The organism is Mesorhizobium sp. M0028 (genome assembly GCF_040323855.1).
Taxonomy (GTDB): Bacteria; Pseudomonadota; Alphaproteobacteria; order Rhizobiales; family Rhizobiaceae; genus Mesorhizobium.
The window spans coordinates 105,695-120,203 of sequence record NZ_JAMYVG010000002.1 but is presented as its reverse complement, the minus strand read 5'-3'; the positions used below and the strand labels follow the sequence as shown (position 1 = coordinate 120,203).

At 63.5% G+C, this 14,509-nt stretch carries 17 protein-coding genes and 1 pseudogene; 2 read left to right on the top strand and 16 right to left on the bottom strand.

All coding sequences use genetic code 11. The features are described from left to right. Nucleotide 1 precedes the first annotated feature (1 nt). From NKJ93_RS05585 to NKJ93_RS05545, 9 genes and pseudogenes are all read right to left on the bottom strand, one after another. The gene (locus tag NKJ93_RS05585) at nucleotides 2–637 is read right to left on the bottom strand and encodes a YceH family protein (RefSeq protein WP_352588049.1); all 636 of its coding nucleotides are present in this window, start codon (nucleotides 635–637) and stop codon (nucleotides 2–4) included. Continuing rightward, nucleotides 634–1,263 (bottom strand): annotated as a pseudogene (locus NKJ93_RS05580) (nucleotidyltransferase domain-containing protein); the annotation flags it as partial. The gene NKJ93_RS05585 and the pseudogene NKJ93_RS05580, both read right to left, overlap by 4 nt. A 31-nt stretch (nucleotides 1,264–1,294) precedes the next feature. After that, entirely contained in the window at nucleotides 1,295–1,447 is a 153-nt protein-coding gene (locus NKJ93_RS05575) for a DNA polymerase beta superfamily protein (protein ID WP_352588046.1), read from the bottom strand. A gap of 6 nt (nucleotides 1,448–1,453) precedes the next feature. Continuing rightward, entirely contained in the window at nucleotides 1,454–2,233 is a 780-nt protein-coding gene (locus NKJ93_RS05570; RefSeq protein ID WP_023722699.1) for a succinate dehydrogenase iron-sulfur subunit, read from the bottom strand. Further along, on the bottom strand, nucleotides 2,233–2,670 hold the full coding sequence (locus NKJ93_RS05565) for a DUF3052 domain-containing protein (RefSeq protein ID WP_352494065.1): 438 nt from the start codon (nucleotides 2,668–2,670) through the stop codon (nucleotides 2,233–2,235). Before NKJ93_RS05565 ends, NKJ93_RS05570 begins: the two co-directional genes overlap by 1 nt. A 2-nt stretch (nucleotides 2,671–2,672) precedes the next feature. After that, on the bottom strand, nucleotides 2,673–4,511 hold the full coding sequence (sdhA, locus tag NKJ93_RS05560) for a succinate dehydrogenase flavoprotein subunit (protein ID WP_352588044.1): 1,839 nt from the start codon (nucleotides 4,509–4,511) through the stop codon (nucleotides 2,673–2,675). Nucleotides 4,512–4,514: 3 nt separating this feature from the next. Further along, nucleotides 4,515–4,910, bottom strand: coding sequence for a succinate dehydrogenase, hydrophobic membrane anchor protein (sdhD, locus tag NKJ93_RS05555; RefSeq protein WP_352481038.1), 396 nt, complete (start codon nucleotides 4,908–4,910; stop codon nucleotides 4,515–4,517). Beyond that, nucleotides 4,907–5,332: a succinate dehydrogenase, cytochrome b556 subunit gene (gene sdhC, locus NKJ93_RS05550; RefSeq protein ID WP_023722703.1), complete on the bottom strand. Its 426-nt coding sequence runs from the start codon at nucleotides 5,330–5,332 to the stop codon at nucleotides 4,907–4,909. Before sdhC ends, sdhD begins: the two co-directional genes overlap by 4 nt. 242 nt (nucleotides 5,333–5,574) lie before the next feature. Next, entirely contained in the window at nucleotides 5,575–5,946 is a 372-nt protein-coding gene (locus NKJ93_RS05545; RefSeq protein ID WP_352588041.1) for a hypothetical protein, read from the bottom strand. A gap of 251 nt (nucleotides 5,947–6,197) precedes the next feature. Between NKJ93_RS05545 and NKJ93_RS05540 the strand changes: the two genes are divergently transcribed. Beyond that, nucleotides 6,198–6,557 (top strand): hypothetical protein, encoded by a 360-nt coding sequence (locus NKJ93_RS05540; protein WP_031195239.1) that lies wholly within the window; start codon nucleotides 6,198–6,200, stop codon nucleotides 6,555–6,557. Here NKJ93_RS05540 and NKJ93_RS05535 read toward each other — a convergent pair. Together NKJ93_RS05535 and NKJ93_RS05530 are read right to left on the bottom strand one after the other, a co-directional pair. Beyond that, nucleotides 6,541–7,761: a GGDEF domain-containing protein gene (locus tag NKJ93_RS05535; protein ID WP_352588038.1), complete on the bottom strand. Its 1,221-nt coding sequence runs from the start codon at nucleotides 7,759–7,761 to the stop codon at nucleotides 6,541–6,543. The two genes, NKJ93_RS05540 and NKJ93_RS05535, sit on opposite strands and share 17 nt — an antisense overlap. 78 nt (nucleotides 7,762–7,839) lie before the next feature. After that, nucleotides 7,840–9,036, bottom strand: coding sequence for a GGDEF domain-containing protein (locus NKJ93_RS05530; RefSeq protein ID WP_352588035.1), 1,197 nt, complete (start codon nucleotides 9,034–9,036; stop codon nucleotides 7,840–7,842). A 161-nt stretch (nucleotides 9,037–9,197) separates the two neighbouring features. Between NKJ93_RS05530 and NKJ93_RS05525 the strand changes: the two genes are divergently transcribed. Further along, nucleotides 9,198–9,509, top strand: coding sequence for a hypothetical protein (locus NKJ93_RS05525; protein ID WP_023722708.1), 312 nt, complete (start codon nucleotides 9,198–9,200; stop codon nucleotides 9,507–9,509). A 58-nt stretch (nucleotides 9,510–9,567) separates the two neighbouring features. On the opposite strand, the gene leuC is transcribed toward NKJ93_RS05525, so the two are convergent. The 5 genes from leuC to rplS all read right to left on the bottom strand — a co-directional run bounded on the left by leuC (nucleotide 9,568) and on the right by rplS (nucleotide 14,402). Continuing rightward, a complete protein-coding gene (leuC, locus tag NKJ93_RS05520; protein WP_023722709.1) occupies nucleotides 9,568–10,977 on the bottom strand; it encodes a 3-isopropylmalate dehydratase large subunit in 1,410 nt (469 codons plus the stop codon). A 250-nt stretch (nucleotides 10,978–11,227) separates the two neighbouring features. Then, entirely contained in the window at nucleotides 11,228–11,863 is a 636-nt protein-coding gene (locus NKJ93_RS05515; RefSeq protein ID WP_023722711.1) for a class I SAM-dependent DNA methyltransferase, read from the bottom strand. A gap of 51 nt (nucleotides 11,864–11,914) precedes the next feature. Continuing rightward, complete coding sequence (locus NKJ93_RS05510) at nucleotides 11,915–12,730, bottom strand: amino acid ABC transporter permease (protein ID WP_352588032.1); 816 nt, start codon at nucleotides 12,728–12,730, stop codon at nucleotides 11,915–11,917. A gap of 76 nt (nucleotides 12,731–12,806) precedes the next feature. Next, nucleotides 12,807–13,604, bottom strand: coding sequence for a transporter substrate-binding domain-containing protein (locus NKJ93_RS05505; protein WP_031195240.1), 798 nt, complete (start codon nucleotides 13,602–13,604; stop codon nucleotides 12,807–12,809). Nucleotides 13,605–13,862: 258 nt separating this feature from the next. Next, nucleotides 13,863–14,402, bottom strand: a complete 540-nt coding sequence (rplS, locus tag NKJ93_RS05500) for a 50S ribosomal protein L19 (protein WP_023722714.1) — start codon at nucleotides 14,400–14,402, stop codon at nucleotides 13,863–13,865. Nucleotides 14,403–14,509: the final 107 nt, after the last annotated feature.

Below are 14,509 nucleotides of genomic sequence, written 5' to 3'. Positions count from 1 at the left end.
TTCAGTGCCCCTCGCCGGTCAGCGCGTCGAGGCGGGCGCGCAATGCCGCGACCTCCTGCTCGAGGGCCTGCACGCGCATTTCCAGATTCGAGGCCGGCAAGGGCGATTGCTGGGGCGCCGCGGCAGCCGACAGCTGCACCGGCCCGCTGAGCAGTTGGACATAACGGTCCTCGCGCTGGCCCGGGCCGCGGTCGATCTGCTGCACCAGCGGCGGCCTGCGGCCGATCAGCAGATCGAGATTGCCGCGAAGCTCGTCGATCGACGGCAACCGTGCCATGCGCTCGCTTCGCGCCAGCAATTCATAGGCCGTCTGCGGGCCGCGCAGCAGCAACAGGCCGAGCAGCGCGATCTGCGCCGAGGTCAGGGAAAAGCGCTGCGCCACGACATGCTCATAGCGCTCGACGCGCGACGCGAACACCTGCCTGACCAGGCCCTTCTGCTCGAGCTGGCCAAGCGCCCTTCTAACCTCGGCAAGCTCGACCGACATTACCGGCTCGCGCGCCGTCTTCTGGTTGGCCGCGGCAAGTGCCGCATTGAGCGTCAGCGGATAGACGTCGGGCGTCAGCTCCTTCTTCTCGATCAGGCAGCCGAGCACACGCGCCTCGATGGGGGAGAGGATGGGAAGCTCATCGCTCATTGAAGTTCAGCCTCCCGGCGGTAAAAGTCGGTTGCAAGGACACGGTTTCGCGCCTGGCGGGCTTCATCCCGGATCACGCCGGCAAGGTTCATTTCGTGGTGACCATAGCGCGCCTCAAGATAGCGCGCGATCGCCGTCGGGATGAGACCGGTCCCCATTTCCCGCGTCTGGCTTTTGCGGTCGATCAGGCTGCGGATTTCATCGCTTGCCTGCACTGGCATCTCGATCTGGTCGATGCACTCGCCAAGGTTCATCGGCGGTAGGCCGGCGAGGCCGCGCTGCTCCATCCAGTCCAACGCGACCAATGGTCGAATGAGATAGAACAGCTTCTTCAGCTTCACCTCGCCGGAAAAGCTGCCGATCTTGGCAACATGTGAACGCGCCAGGCCGAGATAGTGACGCGCTACTTTTGCCGGATCGACGATCTCGGTAAGCAGGTCGAGAAGGCGCCGCCGAAATCCCGTGACCTCTTCGTAGACGATTGATGATTTTGCCCATTCGACGATGACGGCATTGCCGCCGAGCCCGAGCAGCAAGGCCTTGCGCAGATCCCAGCCGCCGGCATCGATCTCGCCTTCGATGGGAAATTCGATCACGTCGCGTGCCTGTTCCAACACAAGGTGATCCGATGCCGGCCTGACATAGACGAAACGGCAGTCATAGTCGCTGTCGGGAGACGGGAACCCCCCAGGCGCGGCTGCCGCTTTCGATGGCGAACAGGATCGTCACGCCTTGCGTTCGCACGACATCGAGTCGCGCCCGGATCGCCGCGACGGCGTCAGATGAAAAATCGGCAGGTAGCTGCTTCATCTGCTGCTAAACCCGTCGCTCCACCATCATCTTCTTGATCTCGGCGATCGCCTTGGCCGGGTTGAGCCCCTTGGGGCAGGTCTGGGCGCAGTTCATGATCGTGTGACAGCGATAGAGCCGGAACGGGTCTTCGAGATTGTCGAGCCGCTCGCCCGTTGCCTCGTCCCTGGAATCGATCAGCCAGCGATAGGCCTGCAGCAGCGTCGCCGGGCCGAGATAGCGCTCGCCGTTCCACCAGTAGCTCGGGCAGGAGGTCGAGCAGCAGGCGCACAATATGCACTCGTAGAGCCCGTCGAGCTTTTCGCGGTCCTCATGGCTCTGCAGCCATTCCTTGGCCGGCTCGGGCGACACCGTCTTCAACCACGGCTCGATCGAGGCGTGCTGGGCGTAGAAATTGGTGAGGTCGGGCACAAGGTCCTTGACCACTTGCATGTGCGGCAGCGGGTAGACCTTGATCGCGCCGGAAATGTCGTCGCAGCCCTTGGTGCAGGCCAGCGTGTTCGACCCGTCGATGTTCATGGCGCAGGAGCCGCAAATGCCTTCGCGGCAGGAACGGCGCAGCGTCAGCGTCGGGTCGATCTTGTTCTTGATCCAGAGCAGCGCGTCGAGCACCATCGGCCCGCAATCGTCCATGTCGACGAAATACGTGTCCATGCGCGGGTTCTCGTCATCGTCCGGCGACCAGCGATAGATGCGGTATTCGCGCAGGTTGGTCGCGCCCTCCGGCTTCGGCCAGGTTTTTCCGGCCATGATCTTCGAGTTTTTCGGAAGCGTGAGTTCGACCATTATCTCAGGTCCTTTCGGATGACGAGCTTCAGCCCGGACCAGATCCCGTTTATGGCGGCGACCTTGACGTCGACGAGGTCGAGCTTCAGCGCCTCGGGGCGGATAACGTCCTCGGTGACGTCGGTCGGCACTTTCGATGCCTTCTTTGGCCACGACACCCAAACCATGCCGTGCCGCTTAATCGCCGCTTCTACGTCGCCAAGACGGTCCTCGATTTCGACACGCCGCCGGGCGAAAGCATGCACGGCATCGTATTTCTCATGAACGCCAGAGATCGCCGACCAGTCAGCCAGCCGGTCGACGTGGGCAAAGTCGACGGCGTCGGTCAGATCGTCGAGTTCGGGCGGCAGGGCGACGAAGGCGGCAATCATCCCGTCCTTCAGGCCGAGCTTGGCCGGAAGGGGCGTGCCGGAATATCCAGCTGCCGCCAGCGCCATGATCAATACACCCTGGCCTTTGGCGCGATCTTGGCCGGATTGATGCCGCCGTCTGCCTCCTTGAGCAGCGTCTCGGTGTGCACCGGCCGGTAGCTGAGCGCCACCTCGCCGGCCTCGTTGAGCCGGGCCAGCGTGTGCTTGCGCCAGTTCGCGTCGTCGCGGGCCGAAAAGTCCTCCCGCGCGTGCGCCCCGCGGCTTTCCTTGCGCGCTTCGGCGCCATAGACGGTGGTGATAGCGTTGGCCATCAGGTTTTCCAGCTCCAGCGTCTCGACCAGGTCGGAGTTCCAGATCATCGAGCGGTCGAACACCTTGACGTCGCCGAGTTCACCCCAGATCTGCGAAATGCGCCTGCAGCCGCTTTCCAGCGATTCCTGGGTGCGGAACACCGCAGCGTCCTCCTGCATCGCCTTCTGCATCTTTTCGCGTAAAACCGCTGTCGGCGTCGAGCCGTTGGCGTGCCGCAGCCGGTCGAAGCGGTCCATGATCTTTTCGACGGCGGCCTCGTTTGGCGAGGGGATCGCCGATGTGCGGTCGATCACCTTGCCGGCCCGGATCGCCGCCGCACGGCCGAACACCACCAGGTCGATCAGCGAATTCGAACCCAGGCGGTTGGCGCCGTGCACCGAGGCGCAGCCGGCCTCGCCGACGGCCATCAGCCCGGGCAACACCTGGTCCGGGTTCAAGGCGGTCGGGTTGAGCACCTCGCCCCAGTAATTGGTCGGCACGCCGCCCATATTGTAATGGACGGTCGGCAGCACCGGGATCGGCTCCTTGGTCAGGTCGACGCCGGCAAAGATCTTTGCCGATTCCGAAATACCCGGAAGCCTCTCGTGCAGCACGGCCGGGTCGAGATGGTCGAGATGCAGGAAGATGTGGTCCTTCTTCGGGCCGACACCACGGCCTTCGCGGATCTCCAGCGTCATGCAACGTGAGACCACGTCGCGCGAAGCAAGGTCCTTAGCCGACGGCGCATAGCGCTCCATGAAGCGCTCGCCTTCGGAATTGACGAGATAGCCGCCCTCGCCGCGCGCGCCCTCGGTGATCAGGCAGCCGGCGGCGTAGATGCCGGTCGGGTGGAACTGCACGAACTCCATGTCCTGCAGCGCCAGGCCGGCGCGTGCGGCCATGCCGCCGCCATCGCCGGTGCAGGTATGCGCCGAGGTGGCCGAGAAATAGGCGCGGCCATAGCCGCCGGTCGCCAGCACCACCATCTTGGCCGAAAAACGGTGGATGGTGCCGTCGTCGAGGTTCCAGGCGACGACGCCGGTGCAGGTGCCGTCCGGCTCCATGATCAGGTCGAGCGCGAAATACTCGATGAAGAACTGCGCATTGTGCTTCAGCGACTGGCCGTAGAGCGTGTGCAGCATGGCATGGCCGGTGCGGTCGGCGGCCGCACAGGTGCGCTGCACCGGCGGCCCCTCGCCGAAATTCATCATCATGCCGCCGAACGGGCGCTGGTAGATTTTCCCGTCCTCGGTGCGGCTGAAGGGCACACCGTAATGTTCGAGTTCGTAGACCGCCGCCGGCGCCTCGCGCACCATGTATTCCTGCGCGTCGGTATCGCCCAGCCAATCCGAGCCCTTGACCGTGTCGAAGAGATGCCACTGCCAGTTGTCGGGGCCCATATTGGCGAGCGAGGCGGCGATGCCGCCCTGAGCGGCGACCGTGTGCGAGCGCGTCGGGAACACCTTGGTGATACAGGCGGTGCGCAGGCCCTGCTCGGCCATGCCGAGCGTGGCGCGCAGGCCGGCACCGCCGGCGCCGACGACCACGACGTCGAATTTGTGGTCGACATAGCTATAGGCGGAAGCCGTATTGGCGTTCTTCGCGTCCTTGGCCAAAAATCAGCCTCCAAATGCCAGTTTAAGCAGGGCGAAGACCGAGGCGACGCCGACGACTACGGGAAAGAATGTGTTGAGCGCGAGCAACGCCAGCCTGGTGCCCTCGCCATGCACATAGTCTTCGATGATCGCCTGCATGCCGAGCCGCATGTGGTAGAGCACCGACAGCAGCACCAGCGCCAGCACCAGTGCCACGAACGGATTGGCAAGTGCGGCGCGCACCTCGAGATAGCTGGCGCCGTTGAGTGCGATCAGGAAGCCGACGAAGAACAGGACCAGCGGGATGTTGGAGATCGCCGTCAGCCGCTGGCGCCAGAAATGGCCGGTGCCCTCGCGGGCCGAACCGAGGCCGCGGACCCTGGCCAGCGGCGTGCGCATATCGGTGTTTTTGCCGGTCATGTCAGGCTCCCCCGCGCCATGTAGCCGGCGATCCAGATCAGCAGCGTCAGCGTGACCGAGCCGGCCAGCGTCGCCCAGGCGATCCTCGAGGCCGTATGCTTTTCCAGCCCGGCCCCCGTGTCCCAGATAAGATGGCGCACGCCGCCCAGCATGTGGTGCATCAGCGCCCAGCTGTAGCCGAACAGCACCAGCCGCCCGAGCCACGAGCCGAAGGCCCAGTTGACGGCATTGAAGGTCGCCTCCGAACTCGCCGCCGCCATCAGCCACAGCGCGACCAGCAGCGTGCCGAAATAGAGCGCCCCGCCGGTGATGCGGTGGACGATCGACATCGTCATGGTGATCGGCGGCCGATAGACGGTCAGATGCGGCGAAAGCGGCCGTTCACGTCTGGTAAATTCGCGGGTGGCTGGTGATTTGCTCATGGCTCCCCCAGTTCGGCGTCTCTGGAGCCTCAGGTGGAAATGCGGCATTACCGCTTCCGGTTGCGACTTCGGACAGCCGGTTTCTAATGCTCTTTTTGCACCGCGTCAAAGCCGGAAAACCGTTTTGAAAACGTAATTTAGTCTGATGAAAGCGAAGGTTTCAGCTTCAATCGATTAGGGCTGTGGCCTTGAGCCGGCACAATGTCGCTGCACTGCAAAATATGGCTGCCGCACCGGGTCGATCAGCGTTTACAGGCCACCGGTGAGGCACCGCCCTTCATCACCAGCGCGTCACGCCCGTCGATCACGATTGCGTCATGCGCCTCGCCGTAACGGCTGGTCTGATTGGCCGGTGAGGCCGGCAGCTCGGCGCTGGTGCCGTCCGGGCCGAGCACACGCACCGACGTGCCGAGATTCTCGATGGTCATCATGCTCCCGTCGGCGCATTTGTAGGTCGCCGTGCGCGGCTGCGGTGTCGATTCGGTTGGAGTGATCGCGACAGAAGCGGCCACTGTATTCCCGAGCTTGGACGCACTGGTCTGCGGCGTGCAGGCGGCGGCAGCCAGCAGCGAGGAGACGGCCAGCGCTATTCGAAACGTGCGGCGTAATCTCATATGCTGCTTCCCCGCGCCTCGAAACCGGCCGCGATGCCCCGGCAAGCCGCCGGATTTCATGCTTTTTGAGTCGCGCTCGATGCCGGCGATGGTGGGAACAAGCATGGCCGAATGATGGCCGGTGGCCGCTCGAATATTAACCATGTTTTCCGAGACCTCGCAGCGGCGGCGGTTGCCCTCTTAACAAAGGTTAATAAAAGGTTAATTTCTGATTCGAGGAGGCTTGCCTCTCAGCAATGGAGCAGCTCGCCATGCATTCGAATTCAGCAAGATCGTGCCTTCGTGGGTTCCTATTGGCGGCGCTCGCCGTCGGCATCGCCGCACCGGCATTCGCCGGAACGCGCCACCACGACCGCGTCTATGCCGATTCCTTCGGCAACCTAGTCATCGAAAGCGCCGCTGGCTACAAGCGCATCCTCGTCGGCGAGGGCAAGCTGGCCAAGGAATTGTCCGACTACACCAGCGCCGGCCAGCCCGAGGTGATCTATGAAAACGACTCGGATGAGGTCCGAAACGGCGACTGCTACAGGCCGCCGGTTTTCGTGAAGGGCCGCAGCTATATGTACGGCCTCTCCGACGGCGAGATGCCGGAGCTCAGCCCGTGCCGCTGACGGCCGCGCTGCCGTTTGTCGCCGGCGCCGGCTGGGCAGCAGCCGGCCCGGCCGAGACACGCACGCAATCGCGGCCGCTGCCCTTCGCCTGATAGAGCGCTTTGTCGGCGCGCCGCAGCAGGTCGGAAAAGCTTTCGCCCGGACCAAGCTCGGCAATGCCGAAGCTGGCGCTGCAGCGATGATCCGCCGGCAGGCAGTCGATGGGCGTGGCACCGAAGGCGGTACGCGTGCCCTCGGCAAAGAGCCGGGCGGCGGCTAGATTGGTCCCCGGCAGGAAAATAGCGAATTCCTCGCCGCCGATCCGGCCGGCGACATGATGGTCGGCCGCGGCATCGCGGAGAAAACCGGCAAAGGTCTCGATGACCCGATCGCCGGACGCGTGGCCGTACGTATCGTTGATGCGCTTGAAATGGTCGAGATCGGCAATGACCAGTGCCGCCGAGACAGCCCGCCGCATGGCGTCGCGCAGTGCGATCTCGGCATGGCGCTCGAAGCCGCCACGGTTGAGCAGCCGTGAAAGCGTATCGGTTTCCGATTTCGACGTCGCCTCGGCGAGCACGTCGCGGACCAGGATAGCCAACGTCACCAGCGCAAGCGCCAGGCCGAACACGGTGCCGATAGACTGCGACACCAACGCGTAGCTGGTCTGCGCATAAGATTGCGGGTTGGCGCCCCAGCCGCCAAGCGTATGGGCGATGAAGGGTTTGCTGGCGAACTGCAAGGTGCTGGCTGCCAGGACAGCCATCAGCATATAGTCGAGCCGCTCGCGTCTTTGCCTGGACGACAAGACGATCGTCAGCCCGGTGAATTGCATGGCCGCATAGGGAAACTGGTAGGCCGCCATGCGCACAAAGGATTGACGTTGCAGGTCCTGTACGACGTAGACCGCCACGGTGGCGAAGACCAGGAAGAAGAGCATCGGCGGCCAAGGGCGCGAAACGCCGTATTTATGGGCAAGCCCGCCATTGAAGGCGACGGTAGCGCCAAGGAAAGCGGCAAAGGCTGCAACAACCAGCGGTCGTGCATTGTCGAAGGCAGGGATGCTGAATTCGATGGCGAAATAGGCCATGCCCAGTACATAGCCGAACGCAAGCCAGCGCGCCGACACCCGTCCTGCGCCATAGACGGCGATCGTCATGAAGGCCGCCGCCAGCAGCCCGGCAACGAACAGGTTGATCACCAGGATGAAATTGGCGCTGCCCATTGCGTTTTTGGCACTCCCCGCCGAACAGCAAACCACCGAGGCGCGAAAAAGACGTTAATTCGAGGCCGCCGCTGACGCTCAGCCGGCACTGGTCCGATCGGGAAAGAACACCGTTTCAGGCCGCTGATAGGACAGGCACACGCTGTCGCGGCCATTTCTCTTGGCTTTGTAGAGCGCTTCGTCGGCACGGCGCATCAGCGGGTCCAGCCCTTCGTCGCCCGTACGGGCGGCCACGCCGAAGCTCGCGGTCACTCTTGTGTCGGGCGGAAGCCCGTCGATTCTGCCCGCCGAATAGAGCGTGCGAATGGCTTCGGCAAACAGTCTTGCCGCGCCAAGGTCACTGAGCGGCAAGAGCACGGCGAACTCCTCGCCGCCGATGCGGCCGGCAACGCTGCGCGTGCCTGCAGCCGATAGAAGCTTGGCGGCGAAGTCGGCGATGACGCGATCCCCGGCCGCGTGGCCATGCTGATCATTGAGCGCCTTGAAATGATCGAGATCGGCCAACACCAGCGCAACCGGCAATCGCGCCGTGGCACAGTGCTGCAGGACAAGCATGGCGCGCTCCTCGAAGCCACGGCGGTTGAGCAGGCCCGACAGCGGGTCCGTCAGGGTTTCGGTCTTCAGGGCCTTCATCACATCGAGCGCGGCGGCGCCGAACAGGCAAAGCGCGATAAGCAGCGACAGCAGCGCATGCGACAGCAGTGCCGTCGTCCAATAGGACGAGGAGTAAAGCCCTTCATAGCTGGCAAATGGACCATGCGCGATGACGACGGCAAGGGTCCGCACCAGGAAGTTCAGGCCGGAAAGCAGCGACAGCACGAACAGGATCATTTCCGTCGGGCCGTTGTTGCGCACCACGCGCAGCTCGGCGGCGACAACCAGGCTGATGCCGCCGAAGCTGAAATTGATGGCAAGGATCCGCCAGGTGATATCCGGCCGGGCAAAGAGAAACCATGAGACCGCGGCAAGGCCGCCGGCCGCCAGAATGCCTATCGCTGGATACGGCACGCGCCGCCCGTAGCGCGCGATGACCGCGCCGGCGAGACAGCAGGTCGCGAAGGTGAAGCATAGGATGGACATGAGCTTGGTCGGCGCCATACCGACCGGCAGCGTGAAATACTGGAGCAGGAAGCCTGCGGCCGAGGCCGAGTAGCCCGCCGCCAGCACGATCAGATAGGGACGGTGGCGCTGATAGAACCACAGCACGAGAAATGCCGCGCCGAGTGTGAGGGCGATGCCTGGATTGAGCAGCGCTATGAGCAGGCCGGTGTCCAAGCGCTGTAAGTTCCCCTCGCTTCCCCTGAGGAGACATTAGAGCGGAAGCCCAAACAAGCGGTTAAGCGAAGGCGAATATACGACGGATTCATCGGTGAAGCTGCTGGACGGAACCGGGAACGGCGGGCGGCGTTTCACGACGGCAACCAGGAGACGCTCTGATGGCCGACACGATCATGCTGACCGATCACGATGCAATTCGCTCATGGGCCGCGGCGCGCGCCGGCTTTCCGGCGATCGTCGACGTGTCGCCTGAAGCCGGAACCCAGGCCATGCTGAGGCTGGTCTTCGGCCAGCACGCCTACCAGGATCAGGACGAGGCCGAACGCCCGATCAATGCCGGCGGCTATGAACTGGTCGAATGGGACGAATGGTTCAAGCTCTTCGACGAGCGCCAACTGGCGCTGGTCGTCGCAAAGGACCAACCCGGCCGCCGTGAGGGATTCCACGAATTCGTCAGGCGCCCCAGCTGAAGAAATGCCCGAACCGCACTGCGGCTCGGGCAACTCATATCCGACTGCGTGCCCTGCGCTATTTCCACTCGCGGATATCGACGAAATGGCCGGCGATCGCTGCTGCTGCCGCCATTGCCGGCGACACCAGATGGGTGCGGCCCTTGAAGCCTTGGCGGCCCTCGAAATTGCGGTTCGAGGTCGAGGCGCAGCGCTCATGCGGCTTCAGCCGGTCGTCGTTCATGGCAAGGCACATCGAGCAGCCCGGCTCGCGCCAGTCGAAACCGGCGGCGACAAAGATCTTGTCGAGACCTTCGGCCTCGGCCTGTTCCTTGACCAGGCCGGAGCCCGGCACGATCATCGCACTGACCCGCGGATTGACCTTTTTGCCCTCGATCACCTTGGCGGCGGCGCGCAGATCCTCGATGCGGCCATTGGTGCAGGAGCCGATGAAGACGCGATCGAGTTCGATATCGGTGATCTTGGTGCCCGGCGTCAGGCCCATATAGTCGAGCGCGCGTTGCTTGGAGGTGCGCTTGTTCTCATCAGTGATGTCGTCCGGGTTCGGCACGATGCCCTGGACCGAAACGACGTCCTCGGGCGAGGAGCCCCAGGAGACGATCGGCGGCAGCTTTGCCGCGTCGAGCACGACCACCTTGTCGAAATGCGCGCCTTCGTCGGACTGCAGCGTCTTCCAATAGGCGAGCGCGGCATCCCAGGCTTCGCCCTTGGGGGCGCGCGGCTTGTCCTTGACATAGGCGAAGGTGGTCTCGTCGGGCGCGATCAGGCCGGCGCGGGCGCCGGCTTCGATCGACATGTTGCAGATCGTCATGCGGCCTTCCATCGACAGCGCACGGATCGCTTCGCCGGCATATTCGATGACATAGCCGGTGCCGCCGGCCGTGCCGATTTCGCCGATGATGGCAAGGATGATGTCCTTGGCGGTGACGCCTTCCGGCAGCGCGCCGTCGACACGCACCAGCATGTTCTTTGCCTTGCGCTGGATCAGCGTCTGCGTCGCCAGCACATGCTCGACTTCCGAGGTGCCGATGCCATGCGCCAGCGCGCCGAACGCGCCATGCGTCGAGGTGTGGCTGTCGCCGCAGACGATGGTCATGCCGGGCAGCGTAAAGCCTTGCTCCGGCCCGATGATGTGGACGATGCCCTGGCGGATGTCCTTCTCGGAATAGTATTCGATACCGAAATCCTTGGCGTTTTTGGCCAGCGCCTCGACCTGGATGCGGCTTTCCTCGTTCTTGATTCCAAACTTGCGTTCCGGCGAGGTCGACACATTGTGATCGACCACGGCCAGCGTCTTTTCCGGATGCCGAACCTTGCGGCCGGTCATGCGCAGGCCTTCGAAAGCCTGCGGGCTGGTGACTTCGTGGACGAGGTGGCGGTCGATGTAGAGCAGGCAGGTGCCGTCGTCCTGGCGGTCGACCACATGGTCGTCGAAAATCTTGTCGTAGAGGGTGCGCGGTGCGCTCATTTGCGTAAATCCGTCGATTTAAAAAAAGGAAAAGGACGCCGGTCGGCCCGGCGAAACAGCCCGGCGAGTCTGCCTTAGCTAAGTCGGCTGGTCAGCGCCCCGCAGACGCGCGCCGAAAATCGCGACGGCAGGCGTTTTCTGTCCTGCAGCACGAAACCCTTATAGGCCGGATCGCCAAAAAGCTCTTCCATGGCGCTGCTCTTATCAATGTTTTGGCTTTTCAGCAATCGTGGCGGCCTTCGCAGGCGCTTCACAGCACCTCGAACACAAACGTCTTCACCAGCGCGTCGGGCTCGGCGATCGCATAGCAGCGGAACCATGGGCTCTCCTCGACCGGCCGCCATTTTTTCGCCTGCTCCAGTTCGTCAAACACGGCTTGAAACCCGCCGCTTTCAAATACCTGGTCACGGACGGTGAAGATGGCGTGGCCGCCCTTCCTGGTGATGCGTACCAGTTCACGCAGGCCGGACGCCGGCGCGTGGCTGATGGTGAACACGCCGGTCGAGAAGAAGGCGCGAAAATACCCGTCCGCCCAGGGCAATGGCCCGCCGAGCATCGCCTGTTTCAGCTCGCTGTAGGCCTGCCGGCTGCCGGCGATTTTCAGCATGTCCTGCGACAGGTCGAGCCCGGCAATATGGTGGTAGCCGAGTGCCTTGAGCGACGGCCCCGACAGGCCGGTGCCGCAGCCGGCGTCCAGCAGCGGCCCTTCGCCTGACGGCACGTGGCGCGCCACCCAGGCGGCGATCAGGAACGGCAGGAGATAGCCGAGCGCCGCGGTTTCGCTGTCATAGGTCGCAGCCCATTGCGCATAGGCTTTGGCGAGCGCCTCAGGCGTGTCGGCCGTGTAGACTGCTTCCAGCGCCGCATTGGCTTTGTCGATGATCATGGTTCTCCCCGGTCGCATTCGTTCGATGGTAGCGCCGTTTTCGCCTGCCTTCTATTCCCCATGCTGGTGCCGCAGCCGCTTCTCCAGCGCCCGCAACGCCAGCGACAGACCGACGGTCAGGATGAGATAGATATAGGCGACGATCGAATAGGTTTCGAAGAAGCGGAACGAACCGGCGGCGTAGATCTTGCCCATCTGGGTGATGTCGGCGACGCCGAGCACCGAGACCAGCGAGGAATCCTTGACCATGGCGACGAAATCATTGCCGAGCGGCGGCAGGATGGTGCGGATCGCCTGCGGAAAGACGATCAGCCGGAAGCGCTGCGTGCGCGTCAGCCCGAGCGCCTTCGCCGCCTCGATCTGACCCTTCTCGACCGCCTGGATGCCGGCGCGGAAGACCTCCGAGATGAAAGCGGAATAGCCGATGGTCAGCGCCATGATGGCGCGCCATAGCAGCGACACGTCGCGTACCAGCAGCTCACCGAACAGGCCGGCGCTTTGCAGCGGCGCCGTCAGCGCGTTCCATGCCGCGACGAAGGCCGGCGCGCCAGCAAAGGCGATCCAGAACAACAGCACCAGGATCGGCACGCCGCGGATGATCTCGACGTAGAAGCGGGCGATCTGGCTGAGCCAGCGTGAGCCCGACAGCCCCATCAGCGCCACGCCAAGCCCGATGGCGCAAGCCAGCGTGAAGGCGACCACGGTGACGAAGATGGTGACGCCGATGCCCTTGGCGACGGTCGCGAACACCTGGGCATAGAGGTCGCTGGCGGCGATGAAGATGGCGGCGGCCAAGGCGATCGTCACTGCCACGGCAAGCCACCACGGGAAGTCGGATTTGGCGGAGGATGGGGGCGCCGGCGGCATCAAGCAATACCGGTGACAGAGTCGCCCAGAGTCAGCACGAGTTCCCGCGCATCACCCGGCACCCGCGACAAAAGTCCTACTGCCCCATCTTGTAGTCGAGGAACCACTTCTTGTTGAGCGCGTCGAGCGTGCCGTCGGCCTTGAGCGCGGCGATTGCCGCGTTGACCGGCTTCACCAGGTCGGAGCCCTTGGGGAAAATGAAGCCGAAATCCTCGGTGCCGAGTGGGCCGCCGATCAGCTTAAGGCCGCCATTGGACGCATCGACATAGCCCTTGCCGGCAGTGCCGTCGGTGAGCACGACGTCGACGTCGCCGGACTTCAGCGCCTGCACCGTCGCGCCGAATGTCTCGAACAGCTTGATGCGCGGATTCTGTTCATTGCCGTCGAGGACGCTGTAGACCGCGGTGTAGAACGGCGTGGTACCGGCCTGCGCGCCGATCAGCCCGTCCTTGAAGGCAGCGAACGTCTTGGCATCGCTGAAGCGCTTCTCGTCGCCGCGCACCAGCATGAACTGTTCCGAGCGCATATACGGGTCGGAGAAATCGACCTTCTGCTTGCGGTCGTCCTTGATGGTGATGCCGGTCATGCCAATGTTGTACTGGTTGTCGGAAACCGCCTGGATCATCGCGTCCCAGGAAGTATTCTGGTACTCGACCTTGAAATTCAGCCGCTTGGCGATCTCGTTCATCGCGTCATATTCCCAGCCGATCTGCTTGCCGGTCTTGGCATCGATGAACTGCAGCGGCGGATAGGCGTTTTCCGTCACCACCACCACTTTCTTGCCGCCGAGGTCGGGCAACACCTGCGCCATAGCCGCGACAGGCACAAGAAGGCAAGCCAGCAGGCCGGCCAGCAGCAGTTTCGAATTGATCATGACTATGCTCCCCAGGAACTGAACCGCCTCGATCGGCCGAGGCATGCAGGAAAATCCGGCGCCGACTTTAGCTTTCCGCAGGCGCCTTGCAAGCCGCTCCGATGCGCCGCTCGGCACGAAAATGGATTTCCGATGCTTTCAACGACGGCATTACGGAACGATCCGTATCGATTGCGGGACTGGCAAAATCGAATCCACCTCGCGAAACAAAAAGGCGGCCGAAGCCGCCTTTCCGAAAACATGGGTTTTGAAGACGCCTTATTCGGCGGCAGCTGTTTCCGCGGCCTTGGCTGCCTCGTCGGCGGCCTTCTTCTCGGCGGCGTCCTGCGCTGCCTTCTCGGCGGCCAGCGCCTGGGCGGCGGCCACCTTCTCGGCCTCGATGCGCGCCTTCTCGGCGTTCAGCGCATCGCGCTCTTCGTCGTTCAGCTTGCGGGCGCGCACGCCGGTGTTTTCCGAAATACGGGCCGATTTGCCGCGACGATCGCGCAGGTAATACAGCTTGGCGCGACGCACCTTGCCGCGGCGCACGATCTCGACGCCCTCGACCATCGGCGAATAGACCGGGAACACACGCTCCACGCCTTCGCCGTAGGAGATCTTGCGAACGGTGAAGCTCTCCTGGAAACCGGCGCCGGCGCGGGCGATGACGACGCCCTCATAGGCCTGGACACGGGTGCGGGTGCCTTCGGTCACGCGGACCTGGACGCGCACGGTGTCGCCGGGCTGGAATTCGGGAAGCTTGCGCTTGGCTTCGATCTTGGCGGCCTGCTCGGCCTCGAGCTGACGGAGGATATCCATCTCATAAATCCACTTCTTGTTCTTCCGACAGTCAGAGCGTCCGACACTCGCCTTGCAGTCGCATCGACCGCTCGGCTATGCCCTTCGTTCGAGAACGTCTGTTCGAG

Coding starts and splice junctions, on each gene's coding strand:
- NKJ93_RS05585 (WP_352588049.1), bottom strand. CDS start 637: ATGAGCGATGAGCTTCCCATCCTCTCCCCCATCGAGGCGCGTGTGCTC.
- NKJ93_RS05575 (WP_352588046.1), bottom strand. CDS start 1,447: ATGAAGCAGCTACCTGCCGATTTTTCATCTGACGCCGTCGCGGCGATC.
- NKJ93_RS05570 (WP_023722699.1), bottom strand. CDS start 2,233: ATGGTCGAACTCACGCTTCCGAAAAACTCGAAGATCATGGCCGGAAAA.
- NKJ93_RS05565 (WP_352494065.1), bottom strand. CDS start 2,670: ATGGCGCTGGCGGCAGCTGGATATTCCGGCACGCCCCTTCCGGCCAAG.
- sdhD (WP_352481038.1), bottom strand. CDS start 4,910: ATGACCGGCAAAAACACCGATATGCGCACGCCGCTGGCCAGGGTCCGC.
- sdhC (WP_023722703.1), bottom strand. CDS start 5,332: ATGAGCAAATCACCAGCCACCCGCGAATTTACCAGACGTGAACGGCCG.
- NKJ93_RS05545 (WP_352588041.1), bottom strand. CDS start 5,946: ATGAGATTACGCCGCACGTTTCGAATAGCGCTGGCCGTCTCCTCGCTG.
- NKJ93_RS05540 (WP_031195239.1), top strand. CDS start 6,198: ATGCATTCGAATTCAGCAAGATCGTGCCTTCGTGGGTTCCTATTGGCG.
- NKJ93_RS05535 (WP_352588038.1), bottom strand. CDS start 7,761: ATGGGCAGCGCCAATTTCATCCTGGTGATCAACCTGTTCGTTGCCGGG.
- NKJ93_RS05525 (WP_023722708.1), top strand. CDS start 9,198: ATGGCCGACACGATCATGCTGACCGATCACGATGCAATTCGCTCATGG.
- leuC (WP_023722709.1), bottom strand. CDS start 10,977: ATGAGCGCACCGCGCACCCTCTACGACAAGATTTTCGACGACCATGTG.
- NKJ93_RS05515 (WP_023722711.1), bottom strand. CDS start 11,863: ATGATCATCGACAAAGCCAATGCGGCGCTGGAAGCAGTCTACACGGCC.
- NKJ93_RS05510 (WP_352588032.1), bottom strand. CDS start 12,730: ATGCCGCCGGCGCCCCCATCCTCCGCCAAATCCGACTTCCCGTGGTGG.
- NKJ93_RS05505 (WP_031195240.1), bottom strand. CDS start 13,604: ATGATCAATTCGAAACTGCTGCTGGCCGGCCTGCTGGCTTGCCTTCTT.
- rplS (WP_023722714.1), bottom strand. CDS start 14,402: ATGGATATCCTCCGTCAGCTCGAGGCCGAGCAGGCCGCCAAGATCGAA.